The organism is Collinsella aerofaciens, from assembly GCF_964243765.1.
Classification (GTDB): Bacteria; Actinomycetota; Coriobacteriia; order Coriobacteriales; family Coriobacteriaceae; genus Collinsella; species Collinsella aerofaciens_BU.
In genome coordinates this window covers 64,116-79,706 of record NZ_CAXTGI010000004.1, presented here as the reverse complement: position 1 = coordinate 79,706, position 15,591 = coordinate 64,116, and the positions used below count along the sequence as shown (strand labels likewise).

Here is a 15,591-nt window from a genome sequence, read left to right as displayed (position 1 = left end):
CAGAGATACGAGATAGGAGCCTCTTTTGAAGCTCATCATCGCCGAGAAAAACGACGCCGCGCGTCAGATTGCCGAGCGTCTGTCCACGGGCAAGCCCAAAAAGGACAAGGTGTACAACACCGCCATCTACCGTTTTGAGTGGAAGGGCGAGGAGTGCGTGACGATCGGCCTTGCCGGTCACATCCTTGCGCCCGATTTTTGCGACAGCGTGCTGTTCGATAAAAAGCTGGGCTGGTATTCGGTTACGGAGGACGGTGAGGTGCTGCCGGCCGACATGCCCGATGGCCTGGCTCGTCCGCCCTACGACACCAAGCGCAAGCCGTTTCTTGCCGACGGTATCTCCATCAAGGGCTGGAAGCTCGAGAGCCTGCCCTATCTCACCTGGGCGCCCGTCATTAAGCTGCCGGCCGAGAAAGAACTCATTCGTTCGCTCAAGAACCTCGCTAAAAAGTCCGACAGCGTCATCATCGCCACGGACTTCGATCGCGAGGGTGAGCTGATCGGTTCGGACGCTCTCAACAAGGTGCGCGAGGTCGCGCCGGACTTGCCGGTCGCTCGCGCCCAGTATTCTTCATTTACCAAGGCCGAGATTACGCAGGCCTTCGACAATCTTGTCTCGCTCGACCAGAATCTGGCCGACGCTGGCGAGAGCCGTCAGCACATCGACCTTATCTGGGGCGCGGTGCTCACGCGCTACCTGACGCTCGCCAAGTTTGGCGGCTTTGGCAACGTGCGCTCCGCCGGCCGCGTGCAGACGCCGACGCTTGCCCTGGTGGTCGAGCGCGAGCGCGAGCGCATGGCGTTTGTGCCCGAGGACTATTGGCAGATTCGCGGCATGGGTGCCGCGCAGGGCGCTGCCGAGGACGATCGCTTTAAGATTGCCCACAAGACGGCACGTTTTACCGACAAGGATGCTGCCGAGACGGCGTATGGTCGCGTCGACGGCGCCAAGACGGCAACCGTCGCCGCGGTGACCAAGCGTTCGCGTAAGCAACAGCCGCCCACGCCGTTCGCGACGACCTCGCTGCAGGCTGCCGCCGCGGCCGAGGGCATCTCGCCTGCGCGTACGATGCGCATCGCCGAGTCCCTCTACATGGCCGGTCTCATCAGCTACCCGCGTGTCGACAATACCGTGTACCCTGCGACGCTCGATCTGGGCGCCGTGGTGAGCGACCTGGCAAAGATCAACCCGGCGCTGGCGCCCGTGTGCAAAAAGGTACTCGCCGGCCCCATGAAGCCCACGCGCGGCAAAGTCGAGACCACCGACCACCCGCCCATCTACCCCACGGGCGAAGGCGATCCGTCCACGCTCGATGGCGGCCAGCGCAAGCTCTACGACCTCATCGCCCGTCGCTTCCTGGCGACGCTCATGGGTCCCGCGACTATCGAGAACACCAAGCTCGAGCTCGATGTGAACGGTGAGCCGTTCGTGGCTTCGGGCGATGTGCTCGTGACCCCGGGTTTCCGCGAGGCGTACCCGTACGGACTCAAGCGCGACGAGCAGATGCCTCCGCTGGAGCAGGGCGACACGGTCGACGTGTTCGACATTAAGCTCGAGGCCAAGCAGACCGAGCCGCCCGCGCGCTACAGCCAGGGCAAGCTCGTGCAGGAGATGGAAAAGCGCGGCCTGGGCACCAAGTCCACGCGCGCGAGCATCATCGAGCGCCTGTACGCCGTGCGCTACCTCAAAAACGATCCCGTGGAGCCGAGCCAGCTGGGCATCGCCATCATCGACGCGCTGACGCAGTTTGCCCCGCGCATCACGAGCCCCGATATGACCAGCGAGCTCGACGGCGACATGACCCGTGTGGAGCGCGGCGAGGACACCGAAGAGCATGTCGTGACGCACTCGCGCGCGCTGCTGGCCGGCGTGCTCGACGAGCTGCTCAAGCACACGCAGGAGCTGGGCGACGCCATCAGCGACGCCGTCACGGCCGATGCGCGCGTGGGCGCCTGCCCCAAGTGCGGCAAGGACCTGGTTATGAAGACGAGCGCCAAGACCCGCGGCAGCTTTATCGGCTGCATGGGCTGGCCCGACTGCGACGTGACCTATCCGGTGCCGAGCGGCGTCAAGGTGAGCCCGCTCGAGGGCGAGGCCGCCGTGTGCCCCGAATGCGGTGCGCCGCGCATTAAGTGTCAGCCGTTCCGCCAGAAGGCTTTCGAGATCTGCGTGAACCCGACGTGCCCCACCAACTACGAGCCCGACCTTAAGGTGGGCGAGTGCAAGGTGTGTGCCGAGGCCGGACGCCATGGCGACCTGATCGCGCACAAGAGCGAGAAGAGCGGCAAGCGCTTTATCCGCTGCACCAACTACGATGACTGCGGCGTGAGCTATCCGCTGCCGGCGCGTGGCAAGCTCGAGGCGACGGGCGAGACCTGTCCCGAGTGCGGCGCCCCCATCGTGGTGGTCAACACGGCGCGCGGTCCGTGGCGTATCTGCGTCAACATGGACTGCCCGACCAAGGAGAAGAAGCCCGCCCGCGGCCGCAAGACCACAACCAAGGCGAGCACGGCAAAGAAGACGACCGCTGCGAAGAAGACTTCGACGGCGAAAAAGTCGACTGCCAAGAAGTCGACCACCAAGAAGACGACGGCCAAGAAGGCCGCCGACAAGTAACGGCGCAGTCGAAACATTGCCCAAAAAAACGAGCGAGGACCCCGCGATCCTCGCTCGTTTTTTTGACCGGCAGTTAGGGACGTTCCTTTTCTGCCGGCAGTTTAGGAACGTCCCTAACTGCCGGCTCGGGAACGACAAAGCGCTAGTTCACCTCGACAGGCTTAGCGCCGGGATAGCGCTCCTCAAAGTCTAGGCGGTACTTATTGTCATTGGTGCCCGCCACGTTGTCGCGCGACAGCGGCGCCACGATCTCATTCTTGTGGTCCGCAGGCTTGGCGTATTTCAGGCTGATCTCCCAGGCATCACAGATTGCGTCAATGCGGTGATCCAGGTCGTCGTACAGGGCGATGATGTCCTTCCAGGAGCTGTAGTTCTTGGAGCTCGTCGGGACGTCCAGGTCCTCGACGATGTCGTAATACTGCTCGATGGTGTTCTCCGTGCGCTCGGCGACGTCGGCGAGATTTTGACGGGTGGTTCGATCCTCTTCCAGATAGTTGCCGTTGAAGTTCTGCGCGCAGCCACGGACCTGGCTGTCGAGATCTTCGAGCAGGTCGTAGTATTCGCTCAAGCGACGGTAGAGGTTCTGCTCGGAGAGCGTTGCTTCGCCGCCATCCTCGTCATCGTCATCATCGTCGTACAGGCTGTTGGGATCGCCGAGAGGCTTTAGGTCATCGTCGTCGACGTCATGGTGCAGCTTGGCTACCTCGGCAGTCGTCTGCGTGGCGGCGTTGTCGAACGGTCTGATTGCAAAGAAGATGACCAGGGCGATGATGATCGCCACCAGCACAACGATAACGGCGATAAGCGGCCCGGTGCCGCTCTTTTTGGGAGCGGGGGTCTGTGGCGAAGCGGGCGCGCATGCGGGAGCCGGCTGCTGTTGGGGCGAGCCGCTCGCGACGGGTATGCGCTGCGTGGTCTCGACGGCCTCGGTCCTTGCGGCGGGGTCGGGGCTATAGGCGAGGGGGTCGTCCGCCTTGGCTTGCGGCGTATCAAGGGAGCCGGTCTGCTCAAAAGCGGGCTGGCTATCGCTCGCGGCTGTTTGCTCAACGGGTGCACCGCACGAGGTGCAGAACTTGGCATCATCTGCAAGAAGCTTGCCGCACGAGGCACAATACCGAGACATTGCCACTCCTTTCGCCACATTTCAATGCAATACGACGATTATACCCAGCATCCAAAATTCCCCATCATACGTTGCGGTGAAATAGGGACTGTTTGGAGGTCTCAGAGCTTCAATCAGTCCCTATTTCACCGCAACTTTGGAAAGGCGCCTTTAGTCATTGGGGACGTTCTTAAACGACTGGTCATTCAAGAACGTCCCCAATGACTAGGTGGGATTTGGGACGTGCCGAGCACTGGGGTATCATGACTTGGTTGATATATCTGCATTTACGCGCCTTGTAGGAAGGGGCTGCGCCCATGGCTTTTGAGCCTGCTCAACATAGCTTTATCACGCTCGAGGGCGTCGACGGTGCCGGCAAGTCCACGCAGGCGCGTCTGCTTGCCCGCGCGCTCGACCTTGCCGGCTACCAGGTTGTGAGCCTGCGCGAGCCGGGCGGCACCGCCATCAGCGAAAAGATTCGCGCCCTGCTGCTCGACCCTGCCAATACGGCGATGGGCGACACCTGCGAGCTGCTGCTGTATGAGGCCGCTCGTGCCCAGTTGGTGCACGAGGTCATAGCGCCCGCCCTCGCGGCCGGCAAGGTGGTCCTGTGCGATCGCTTCTACGATTCCACGACCTGCTACCAGGCGTTTGCCGACGGTCTCGATCGCCAGATGGTGCGCGATGCCAACAATCTGGCCGTCGCGGGAACGCACCCGGCGCTCACGCTCGTCTACCACATCACGCCCGAGCAGGCGGCGCTGCGTATGGCCGCCCGTGGCGCGGCAGATCGCATGGAGGCTAAGGGCATGGCATTCCAGGAGCGTGTCTACAAGGGGTTTTGCGCCATTGCTGCCGAGGAGCCAAACCGCGTAAAGCTCATCGACGCCACTACGACCGTCGAGGAAGTTTTCGAGAAGACGGTCGAGCAGGTTCGCGCGTACGGTCTCGATATCCCCCAGGATGCTGTCGCCGCCGCGCTTGCCAAGGAGGCCGAGTAACATGGCCCCCGCTCAGGCAAGCCTGCTGGCCAAGCTCGACACCCAAGAGCGCGTGCGCGACTTTTTGACCAATGCCGTCGCCAGCGGCCGTGCATCGCACGCCTACCTGTTTTTGGGCGCCCCCGGCGCGGGCAAGCTCGATGCCGCGTGGGCGCTCGCCCAAGCCTTCCTGTGCGAGCAGGACGGCTGCGGCGCATGCGACAGTTGCGTGCGCGTCTCTCGGCATACGCATCCCGACGTGCACTATTACACGCCCGAGAGCGCCACGGGCTACCTTATTGCCCAGACCCGCGAGCTGCTCGATGACGTGCCGCTGGCACCCATTCGCGCCAAGGCCAAGGTCTACATCATCGACCGTGCCGAGCAACTGCGCGCCAACACCGCCAACGCACTGCTCAAGACACTCGAGGAGCCGCCCGAGGGCGTTATGTTCATCTTGCTGGGCACCTCGGCAGACGTGATGCTGCCCACCATCGTGAGCCGCTGCCAGTGCGTGCCGTTTCGGCTGGTGTCGCCCGCCGTCGCCGCGCAGGCCGTGAGCCGCGCCACCGGTCAGGACCCTGCGCGTTGTCGCATGGCGGTCGCCGTGGCGGGAAGCCCCACACGCGGCATCGAGTTTCTTAAGAGCGCCGAGCGCCAGGACGCCCGCCGTCAGATGGTCCGTGCCATCGACTCACTCATTGCCGCCGACGAGGCCGACGTGCTCAGTCGCGCCAAGTCGCTCATCGTCGCCGTCAAGGCGCCGCTCGCCGAGGTCAAGTCCACGCAGGAAAAGGTACTCGAGCAAAATGCCGACTACCTGTCGCGTGGAGCATTGAAGCAGCTTGAGGACCGCAACAAGCGCGAACTCAACGCGCGCGAGCGTTCGGGTATCATGGAAGCGCTGGCGAGCGCGCGGACGCTCATGCGCGACGTGCTGCTGACACTTCAGGACGAGGCGGCCGACGTGGTGAACGAGGATGTGCGCGACACGATCGGTCGGCTTGCCGCCGCGACGAATGTTGCGGGTGCCACCCAGGCGCTCGAGGCGGTCGCAACCGCCGAGCACAACATCGCCAGAAACGTTACTCCCCAGCTGGCCATCGAGGTCATGCTGTTCGATATCAGGAAGGCACTGAAATGCCGTTAGTCGTACCCGTTAAGTTTACCTACGCCTCGCGCGACCTGTGGTTTGACCCGCAGGACCTGGATATCCTCGAGGCCGATTATGCCATTTGCTCCACCGAGCGCGGAACCGAGATCGGCTTGGTCACGGCCGATCCCTTCGAGGTGCCGCAAGACGAGATCGGTCAGCCGCTCAAGCCCGTGCTGCGCGTGGCGAGCGACATCGACCTGCAGCTTGCCGACGATTTGGCCATCCAGGGCGACGAGGCGATGGTCGATTTCCGCCGTCTGGTCAAAGAGCTCGACCTCGAGATGAAGCCGGTGGGCGTCGAGTACCTGTTTGGCGGAGAGAAGGCCGTGTTCTACTTTGCGGCCGAGGAGCGCGTCGATTTTCGCCAGCTCGTCAAGGACCTGTCCTCGACGCTGCATATTCGCGTCGACATGCGCCAGATCGGCGTGCGCGACGAGACCCGCCTGGTGGGCGGCTATGCCCAGTGCGGACAGGAGCTCTGCTGCACGCGCTTTGGCGGACAGTTTGAGCCCGTCTCGATCCGCATGGCAAAAGAGCAGGACCTGCCGCTCAATTCCTCCAAGATCAGCGGCGTGTGTGGCCGCCTGATGTGCTGCCTGCGCTACGAGTTTGAGGCCTACAAGGACTTTAAGAGCCGCGCGCCCAAAAAGAAGACGCTCATCGATACGCCGCTCGGCAAGGCGCGTATTCAGGAATATGACACGCCGCGTGAGCAGCTGGTGCTGCGCCTGGAGAACGGTAAGGTCTTTAAGGTCAACCTGGCCGATATGACCTGCTCGGAGGGCTGCAAAAAGAAGGCCGCCGAGCAGGGCTGCAACTGCCGCCCCGACTGCGTGACGCGCGACGTGCTCGAGCGCATCGAGTCGCCCGAGATGCGTCTGGCGCTTATGGAGCTCGACCGCGAGAACGGCGTCGACGTGGGCGATGGCCTGTCGAGTGCCGACCGTCTGGCCGGCACTTCGATGCCCAAGCGCCGTCGTCGCGATGCTGAATCCGATGCTCGCGCCGGTCAGGGGCAGGGCGAGGGTCGTGGCCGCGGAAAGGGCCGTGGCAATGCCGCAACGCCTGAGGCCGAGGAGGCCGCCGGTGGCCGTCGTCGTCGCAAGCGCGCAGGCTCGGGCGATGCTGCCGAGGCTGCAGCCGCGGGCAAGAACGCCTCTCGCGAGCGCGAGGTTCAGCAACCCCAGCAGCAGAATCGCGGCGGTGGCATGAACCCCACACGTCGCCGCCGCCGTCATCTGTCGAGCGAGGAGCGCGAGGACGCCTTCCGCGCCGCAGCTGCTCGCGAGGCTGGTGCCGCTTCCAAGGGCGCCTCGGCCTCCGATGCGTCTGCCGACAAGGGCGGCAAGTCACGTGGCGAGGATGAGCGCGCGCCGCGTCCGCGCCGTCGCCATTCCTCGGGCGCGCAGCAGAAGCCTTCAGTGCCCTCCGTGGCCGATCAGGTCTCGGATGGCGAGGTCAAGGTCACGCGCCGTCGTCCCGGAGATGGCGGGGGAGCGGCTGCTAAGGCTTCGCGTGGCGCCGCTCGCGACGAGCGCGAGCCGCGCGAGGATCGCGGTGGCGAGGGCTCGGCCGACCAGGGCCAAAAGCGCCGTCGCCGTCGCCGTTCCCGCAAGCCGCGCCAGGATGGTGGCGAGGGCTCGACCCCGTCTTCGTCTGCACCACAACCGCCCGCCGGCGAATAACGCCCGCGAGCGGATTTTGCTCGCCTTGCCCCGAGCGCATCGGGGTATCATAGCGCTGAATCAACAACCCTCCCTGCGACCGAACGTAGGGAGGGTTGTGTCTTGAAGAGCCATCTGAACATATTGAGCCGTCTGCAAGGTGCCGGCATCCTACCGTTTGCGGACGAATCGCTATCGTTTGCCGAGCAGGCGGCGCACGAGGCGCTTGAGGCGTTGTCGCCAACACGATGTGCCGGCTGCGAGCGCGCCGGTACGCTTATTTGCCAAGACTGCCTGGCTGCGCTCACGCTCATCGACCCACGTCATAGCTGTACCCGATGCGGCGCCCCGTTTGGGGATTTGCTGTGCACTGAGTGTTCGGTCGAGGGCACGTCCTCGGCAATGGCGGAGGCGCTCGACCGCTGCCTGGCGTGCTCCGTCTATGCGCATCCGCTGCCGCGCATCATTAAAGCGTACAAGGACGCGGGCGAGCGACGCCTGGCGCCGTATCTGGCGGAGCTGCTCTACGACACCGCCCTGCATGCCCAGGTCGTAGCGCCCGATCGCTTGGGAGGTGTGCTGTCCGGTGCGGATGCGGTGGTGTTTGTGCCTGCGACGGCGGCAGCGTTTCGGCGGCGTGGCTTTGATCATATGGAGGCCATTGCGCGCCCATTTTGCGAGCTGTCGGGTGTTCCCCTGCTCGATGCCCTCGTCAAGTACGGGCATGGCGACCAGCGCGAACTCGGTCGTGAGGAGCGTCGCGAGCGTGCCCAAGGCATGTACGAGACGGTTGAGGACGTGCACGGCCGCCGCTTACTGCTTATCGATGACGTTATCACCACGGGCGCGACCATGGCAGCAGCCTCGGCGGAGCTCAAGCGTGCCGGCGCTGCGGCAGTCGATGGCCTTGCTATCGCACGTGTTTGGTAGGGGTGGTTTTGTGGCAGTGAAGATTGAGCGGCGCAACGAGCCGACAGGCGAACAGCTAGCGGCTTCCGTAATCCTAACAGGCGCTTCAGCGCTGCGCATGATGCGCGCCGAGCGCCGGCAGATGGGCTATATCAGCTGGAAGGACCTTAATCCCGAGGAGGAGCGCCGCGTGCTGTGTGCGTCATCGCCTTCGACCGAGGATATCTATCTTTCCGACCTGGTGCGAATTGGAGCCAAAAGCGGCGAGGTACAAGAAAGCCTGTGCTTGCTGGTGGGATCTGCGACGCAGCGCCGCCGCATGCCTGGCGTGGGCTGGTCCGTGTGTTCCGGGTTGCCTGCCGGCTCGATTCTAGAGGTGGAACCGGGGGTGTACAGCCTGTCTCCCGAGGCCCTTTGTGTTGCCGTCGCCCGCGAGATCGGCTGTATCCAAGCGTTTGCCCTGGCCCAGGAACTGTGTTCCAAGATTTCGCTGAGCGATCGCGGACGGTATCTGCCTCCCTACAGCTCACCTGTTGTGAATAGGCTTGCAAAGGACAAGGATCAACCGGCAGACGTGGGCTACTTTGAAGTCGAGCCGGTGCTGACGCCCGGTCGCCTGGCAGATTACCTTGCGGCATGCAAGGGGAATGTGGCCAAACAGCTGCTGCGCCTGTGTCCCTACCTGTCAGAAAACCTGCGCTCGCCCATGGAGTGCATCATGCTCGCTCTGTTTTCACTACCGTTTTCCTATGGCGGATTTGCCTGCGGTCCCTTTAAGACCGACTACAAGATCGAGTTCGATGACCGCGCGCAGGCAATCTCGGGGATGCCTCATGCAGTTTGCGATGCGTATCAAGAGGCAGCCCGGTTTGACCTGGAATACAACGGTGAGCTGGGCCATTCCTCCCGGAGGGGACGTATCCATGATGAAAAACGTAACACGGGCTTGATTACTATGGGAATTGAGGTCGCGACGGTCAACAACGAAATGCTCTGCGACATGGAAGCGATGGAAGCGCTCGCATGGCGCATCCACCAGCGTATGCGAAAGCGGTACCGGAATCGTGTCGATGCCCGCAGGAAGAAGCAAGAGGCGTTGCTTAACACGCTGCGGGCGTGTTTTGGGCTTAAGCCGGTCTAATTCACGTCGAAAATAGGGGGTTAATCATATGCCCTGGCCAAAATATGGCAAATATGAGTACTGTCACTAAATCAGTAACAGCAAAATCAAGGAATTTAGGACTCGGAGGCGTCATAAAGTAAGAAGATAATAAACAAATGTAGAATAACTAAGCATCAGGTTGGCGACACTGAGCGCAAAATCTGTCCGAGAGGCCAAAATTGCCTGTTACTAAATTGGTGACAGTACTCATATTTGCCATTTTTTGGCCACGGCACCCTAGGAGGGGTGCCCCGGAGCTCCCCATAGGGGAGCTCCGGGCTTTACAGGGGCACGAATAGCCCACTTCGACCTGCGAAATCTGTACTCGCGATGCGAATGACGCCCCTAACCTTAAACTTTAGCTTGAACTTAGCTATAATGCGCTACGTTCCTACCAGGCTGTGGTTGCGGACGGACGAAATGCCCGTCCTAGTCCAAGACAGACGCGGTCAAAGGGATCCACGTAAGCGACCGCGTGCGCGCGGCGCGATCATGGCGCGTCCTAGATGTAAGCCGCACCGTCCGTTCTACTTTCTTTGGGGCAATACCGCCTCGCGGGCGAGCGGGCCAGTCGTGAAGGTGGCTGCGGCCTCCCGAGCAAACACCCCGGTGCGCAAGTGTGGGGTCAAATACCAGGTCAGCTGGTGGGAACAATCTGATATTCCGCGCAACGCACGGATCGTATACGACACAGAAGGCAGGGTAGTGGACATGGTGAGGGGCAGCTTGATGCACGCGGCTCGGTTAGGTGCTGGGACCGCAGCGGTCATCGCCGTTTTGGGCCTGAGCGGATGCGCGTTCAACCCGCTGTCTACGTTCACGACTCCCACGATCGACCAGATCGAGTACGAGACCGTCACGCCCACGGTGTCGGATAATGCCCTGGTCACTCCCGGTACCCTGACGGTTGCCCTCGATACCTCCGATGCGCCGCAGGCCATGCAGGGCGCTGACGGCGAGCTCACGGGGTATGCAGTCGACGCTGCCCGCGCCCTCGCAAGCCGCATGGGCCTTAAGGTCGCCTTTGTCGATGCGTCCTCGGCAGGTTCCGCGCTCGGTGACAAAAAGGCTGATATCTTTATCGGCGAGATCAACTCCACGGATGGGGACGTTAGCTCGCTCGGCACCTGCCTGTACGATGCCGCTTCCGTGTTCGGTAAAACCAGCGATGGTGGGTCGCTGAGCGTTTCCACTGATACCCTTAACACGTCTACTCTGGGTATCCAGATGTCCTCGGCCTCGCAGGAGGCGCTTGCTAAGCAGAGCATCACCGCCAACCAAAAGACTTACTCCAACATCAACGAGTGCTTTGAGGCGCTCGAGTCCGGCGAGGTCGACTATGTGATCTGCGACTCCACGGCTGGCGGTTACCTTGCGCGACTGATGAGCGAGATCTCCTATGTCGGTGCGCTCGAGGCGCCCTCGACGCTTGGTGTTGCAGGCCTTTCGTCCAATGACGAACTGTGTCGTGCCGTGAGCGATGCCCTCGACGGTATTACGGCCGACGGCACGCTCGAGGCGGTCCACTGCGTCTGGTACGGCACGATGCCCTACGACCTCACCACTAAGACGGTTTCGGGCGCTAACGTGCAGCCGGGCGACTCTGAGTCCAGCGAGACCACATCCTCCGGCAGCGAGTCCTCCGATTCCAACAATGAGACCGCATCCTCCGAAGACAAATCGTCCAGCCAGGAAGACACCATCACCGACGACGACATTAACAAACTTAATAGCTAGTTATTGCTAGGGGTGGTGTCTCCTATACGTTGGAAAGGACGCCTCTTCACGGTTTCAACACGCACTGCCGGGCTTCCCCAATAGGGGAGCCCGGCTTTTTCATCTCTATAAAACCAGCAGGTCAAAGCCAATTTTCGGGACCAAATACAAAGTCGCCGGCTCCCTCCTATAGCGCACTTTGCCACAGAAAAGTGCGAGACTTCGGTATGCGGTATCAAGCAATCGTTATTCGGGTCTTTGGGAATCCGCGTGATTAAATGCACGGCAATGGGTACATAGCCAGTACAGTAAGTCCCCGAGGCAGATTGGAGCCACGTATGGATATCAAGGTTTCTGGACGCAAGACGACGGTAACCGATGCTCTGCGTGCGCATGTGGATGAGAAGATCGGCGAGGCGCTCAAGGTTTTCGATATCGAGCCCATGACGGTCGACGTTGTACTTCGCTATGAGAAGAACCCCTCGAACCCCAACCCGGCAATCGTCGAGGTTACGGTTCGCGCCCGCGGTTCGGTGATTCGCGTTGCCGAGCACGGTGCAGATATGTACGCCGCCATCGACCTCTCCGCCGATAAGGTCACCCGCCAGCTGCGCAAGTTCAAGACCAAGGTCGTGGACAACCGCCAGGGTGGTGCCAGCGCAGCGGATGTTGCACCGGTCGAGCGTGTCGAGGATCTGGCCGACCTGCTGCTGCCCGAGGAGGACGACGACCTGCTCGTCCGCGAGAAGGTCATCGATGTCGCCCCGATGACTGAGGAGCAGGCGCTGGTGCAGACCGATCTGCTGGGCCACGACTTCTACGTGTTCGAGAACGCGACGACTGGCCTCATCAATGTGGTGTATCACCGTAAGAATGGTGGATATGGCATCATCAAGCCCCGCATCGAAACACTTGACGAGTAAAATACGTTAACTTGCATGAGTTAACGGTTGGCGGCCATCCCATGCGGGTGGCCGCCTTTTTACGTAAGGAGTCGCTTTGATGGACAAGGCCGCATCCGCCGGTCATTCGAACCGTTGCCGCATCGTCGTCGATACCTGCTGCGACTTTAGCCCCGAGGTCGCCGCGAACCTCGATGTCGATATCCTGGGTTTTCCCTTCATTATCGATGGCGAGGAACGTACGGATGACATCTGGTCGAGCATGAGCCCTAAGGAGTTCTACGACCGCATGCGCGCCGGCGCCCGCGTTTCCACCTCGGCCGTGTCGCTCGGTCGCTATATCGAGTTCTTTACCGAGTGCGCCAAAGAGGGCACGCCCACGGTCTACCTGTGCTTTACCTCGGCGCTGTCGTCGAGCTACAACTCCGCGTGCCAGGCGGCAGATGCCGTGCGCGCCGAGTATCCCAACTTTGAGCTCTACGTGGTCGACAACGCTCTGCCCTGCGCGACCGGCGCGCTCTTGGCGCTCGAGGCCGTGCGCCAGCGTTCGGCGGGACTGACCGCCAAGCAGCTGGTCGATTGGGCAAACGAGGCCAAGACCTATGTCCACGGTTACTTTACGCTCGAGAGCTTTGACGCGCTGGCTGCCGGCGGCCGCATTCCGCCTGCGGCGGCACAGCTCACGGCAAAGCTCGACGTCAAACCCGAGCTGTCCTACGACCTGGCCGGCTCGCTGTCGCTGATCGGCGTCAACCGCGGTCGCAAGAAGGCGCTCAAGTCCATTCTCAAGTCGTTCCGCGAGAACTATGTGCCCGATCGCACCATGCCCATCGCCATTATGACGGCCGATGCCGAAAAGGACGGCGACTGGCTCGAGGCCGCCATCCGCAAGGAGGAAGGCTGCGCCGACGTGACCATCATCCGCAGCTCTGTGGGCCCCACCATTGGCTCGCACGTGGGCCCCGGCATGGTGGCTTGCGCGTTTTGGGGCAAGAACCGCGCCGACAAGGCGTCGCTTTCCGACCGCATCGCCCGCCGCGTGCGCGGTCAGTAGGCAAGTAACGCGGCCGTAATCGCCCTCGACTCACAGCCCAACGCTGGCACCGAGTATTCAACCTGGTAATAACACCCAACCCAAAAGGAAAGGTTTCATGGCAAACAAGCTCTCCGTCGCATTTATCGGCACCGGAATCATGGGTGCCCCCATTGCCGGCCACATCCTGGATGCCGGCTATCCCGTCACGGTCAACAACCGCACTAAGTCCAAGGCCGCCGCGCTTATCGAGCGCGGTGCCGTTTGGGCCGATACGCCGGCAGATGCCGTGGCGAACGCCGACGTCGTCTTTACCATGGTGGGTTATCCCTCCGAGGTCGAGGAGCTCTACCTGGCGGGCGACGGCCTGTTGGCCTGCACTAAGCCCGGCGCGGTGCTGATCGACCTCACCACGAGCTCGCCCGAGCTCGCGCGCGACATTGCCGAGGCCGCCCAGGTCACGGGCCGCATGGCGTTTGACTGCCCCGTCACCGGCGGCGAGTCCGGTGCCATCGCCGGCACGCTCACGGCTATCGTGGGCGCCACCGAAAACGACATCGCTCCGGTCCGCGACATCCTTTCCACCTTTGCGGCCAACATCTGCTGCTTCGATGGCGCCGGCAAGGGCCAGGCTGCCAAGCTCGCCAACCAGGTGTCGCTGGGCGCCTGCATGGTCGGCATGGCCGATGCGCTGGCGTTTGCCGAGCTGAGCGGCCTTGATCTGCAAAAGACCCGTCAGATGATCCTGGGCGGCACCGGCAAGTCCGGCGCCATGGAGAGTCTGGCGCCCAAGGCGCTCGACGGCGACTACAAGCCCGGCTTTATGGTCGAGCACTTCATTAAGGACCTGCGCCTGGCGCTCGCCTATGCCGACGACCGCGAGCTTGCGCTGCCCGGCGCCGACGTGGCCTTTACGCTCTACGACATGCTCGACGCCATCGGTGGCGCCAAGCTGGGCACTCAGGCCATCTCGGTCCTCTACAAGGAGGAGGCCGACGCTATCGCCGCCGGTCTGGACTGGTCGCAGTATCGCCCCGAGGAGCACGGTGCTCACGAGGAAGGCTGCGGTTGCGGCGAGCACGGCGACGACCACGAGTGCGGTTGCGGTCATCACCACGACGACGATCACGAGTGCTGCGGCGGCCACGGCCATGATGACGGCCACGAGTGCTGCTGCGGCCACCACCACGGGGAGTAGCGCCCATGAGCTGGACGTTCGTGGTGCTCGCGTTGGTGCTCTTTATCTTTGCGATCTATATCGGCTTTTTGTGCGGCCAGTGGGCCTGCGAAAAGCGCGTCATCACCAAGCGCGACTACTGGATTGCCAACTTTGCAGGAGCGGCGGCAGTCGTCCTGCTGACCTGGGTGTTCTCGATGTTCCCGCTGGTGCAGTTTGCGCCGATCGGCTGGCTCGGCGGCTTTATCGCCGGCCTAAAAATGAGCTTTGGCGAGTCCGTCGGTTTGTGGCGCAAGCACGACGAGGTCTTTAACGTCAACAAGGCCCATCGCGCCGCCGCCGATGCAGGCGACGCCGAGGAGCGCCGTCGTGCGCGTCGCAATGGCGCGGCCGACCGACAGCTCATCTCGGTCACCGATGACAGCAAGGGTGCTGGCAAGCACGCTAAGAAATAGTAAGAAGAGGTAACTATGGCAGAAAATAAAGACGAACAGCTCACCGACGAGGAGCTGGCACAGCTCCAGCTGGCAGAGGAGAACGAGAACGCCGTCGACCGCCTGGTCCAGGAGCTCGGCTGCCCCACGCGCCGCATCCGCCAGTTTGCCGCCCGCGTGCTGCACCTGCTTGCCGAGCGCGATCCGCAGCGCGTCGTGCCCTGCGTGCCCGCGCTGATCGAGGCGCTCGACCGCCCCGAGGCGCAGACCCGCTGGGAGGCCCTCGATGCCCTGACGGCGCTCGCCACCACCTGCCCCGAGCAGCTGGGCGATGCCTTTGAGGGCGCCGAGACCGCACTGTTCGACGAGATCTCCTCCACGCTGCGCTATGCCGCCTTCCGTCTGCTGTGCGTGTGGGGTGCCACGAGCGTCGAGCGTTCGCGCGAAGCTTGGCCCATCCTGGACGAGGCCATCCAGTGCTACCACGGCGACCTTGAGTATCGCGACATGCTCGGTTGCCTGTACGAGTTTTGCCAGGGCGAGATCGACGCCGAGGTTGCCGAGAAGCTTGCGCTGCGCCTTAAGTTCGATGCCGAGAACGGTAAGGGCAGCTATCTCAAGGCCCGTTCGAGCGAGATTTGCGAAATGCTTGTTAAACGTTTTGGCCTGGATCTCTCCAAAAAGAAGAAGCGTGCTAGCGTAAAAAAATCTGACGACGCCGAAGACGAGGAGTAACAGA

At 62.4% G+C, this 15,591-nt stretch carries 13 protein-coding genes; 12 read left to right on the top strand and 1 reads right to left on the bottom strand.

Annotation, left to right across the window (positions count from 1 at the left end; all coding sequences use genetic code 11):
* Positions 1–25 precede the first annotated feature (25 nt).
* Positions 26–2,617: a DNA topoisomerase I gene (locus tag ACESSC_RS04140; RefSeq protein WP_373161340.1), complete on the top strand. Its 2,592-nt coding sequence runs from the start codon at positions 26–28 to the stop codon at positions 2,615–2,617.
* Positions 2,618–2,759: 142 nt separating this feature from the next.
* Here ACESSC_RS04140 and ACESSC_RS04135 read toward each other — a convergent pair whose 3' ends face one another.
* Positions 2,760–3,740, bottom strand: a complete 981-nt coding sequence (locus tag ACESSC_RS04135) for a zinc-ribbon domain-containing protein (protein ID WP_373161339.1) — start codon at positions 3,738–3,740, stop codon at positions 2,760–2,762.
* Positions 3,741–4,036: 296 nt separating this feature from the next.
* Between ACESSC_RS04135 and tmk the strand changes: the two genes are divergently transcribed.
* The 11 genes from tmk (at position 4,037) to ACESSC_RS04080 (ending at position 15,587) form a co-directional block, all read left to right on the top strand.
* Positions 4,037–4,720, top strand: a complete 684-nt coding sequence (gene tmk / locus ACESSC_RS04130) for a dTMP kinase (protein ID WP_349107371.1) — start codon at positions 4,037–4,039, stop codon at positions 4,718–4,720.
* 1 nt (position 4,721) lies between these two features.
* Positions 4,722–5,849 carry a DNA polymerase III subunit gene (locus ACESSC_RS04125; protein WP_117629903.1) on the top strand — a complete coding sequence of 376 codons (1,128 nt, stop codon included), beginning with the start codon at positions 4,722–4,724 and terminating at the stop codon, positions 5,847–5,849.
* The gene (locus ACESSC_RS04120; protein ID WP_117840123.1) at positions 5,840–7,540 is read left to right on the top strand and encodes a PSP1 domain-containing protein; all 1,701 of its coding nucleotides are present in this window, start codon (positions 5,840–5,842) and stop codon (positions 7,538–7,540) included. Before ACESSC_RS04125 ends, ACESSC_RS04120 begins: the two co-directional genes overlap by 10 nt.
* Before the next feature lie 102 nt (positions 7,541–7,642).
* On the top strand, positions 7,643–8,449 hold the full coding sequence (locus ACESSC_RS04115) for a ComF family protein (protein ID WP_373161338.1): 807 nt from the start codon (positions 7,643–7,645) through the stop codon (positions 8,447–8,449).
* 10 nt (positions 8,450–8,459) lie between these two features.
* Positions 8,460–9,569: a hypothetical protein gene (locus ACESSC_RS04110; RefSeq protein WP_373161336.1), complete on the top strand. Its 1,110-nt coding sequence runs from the start codon at positions 8,460–8,462 to the stop codon at positions 9,567–9,569.
* A gap of 732 nt (positions 9,570–10,301) precedes the next feature.
* Complete coding sequence (locus ACESSC_RS04105) at positions 10,302–11,327, top strand: substrate-binding periplasmic protein (protein WP_373161498.1); 1,026 nt, start codon at positions 10,302–10,304, stop codon at positions 11,325–11,327.
* A gap of 317 nt (positions 11,328–11,644) precedes the next feature.
* Positions 11,645–12,229 carry a ribosome hibernation-promoting factor, HPF/YfiA family gene (gene hpf, locus ACESSC_RS04100; RefSeq protein WP_373161335.1) on the top strand — a complete coding sequence of 195 codons (585 nt, stop codon included), beginning with the start codon at positions 11,645–11,647 and terminating at the stop codon, positions 12,227–12,229.
* A 79-nt stretch (positions 12,230–12,308) separates the two neighbouring features.
* Positions 12,309–13,262, top strand: coding sequence for a DegV family protein (locus ACESSC_RS04095; RefSeq protein ID WP_161159265.1), 954 nt, complete (start codon positions 12,309–12,311; stop codon positions 13,260–13,262).
* A 97-nt stretch (positions 13,263–13,359) separates the two neighbouring features.
* Complete coding sequence (locus ACESSC_RS04090) at positions 13,360–14,439, top strand: NAD(P)-dependent oxidoreductase (RefSeq protein ID WP_373161333.1); 1,080 nt, start codon at positions 13,360–13,362, stop codon at positions 14,437–14,439.
* A 5-nt stretch (positions 14,440–14,444) separates the two neighbouring features.
* The gene (locus ACESSC_RS04085; RefSeq protein ID WP_373161331.1) at positions 14,445–14,873 is read left to right on the top strand and encodes a hypothetical protein; all 429 of its coding nucleotides are present in this window, start codon (positions 14,445–14,447) and stop codon (positions 14,871–14,873) included.
* Positions 14,874–14,888: 15 nt separating this feature from the next.
* Positions 14,889–15,587, top strand: coding sequence for a HEAT repeat domain-containing protein (locus tag ACESSC_RS04080; RefSeq protein ID WP_117564743.1), 699 nt, complete (start codon positions 14,889–14,891; stop codon positions 15,585–15,587).
* Positions 15,588–15,591 lie beyond the last annotated feature (4 nt).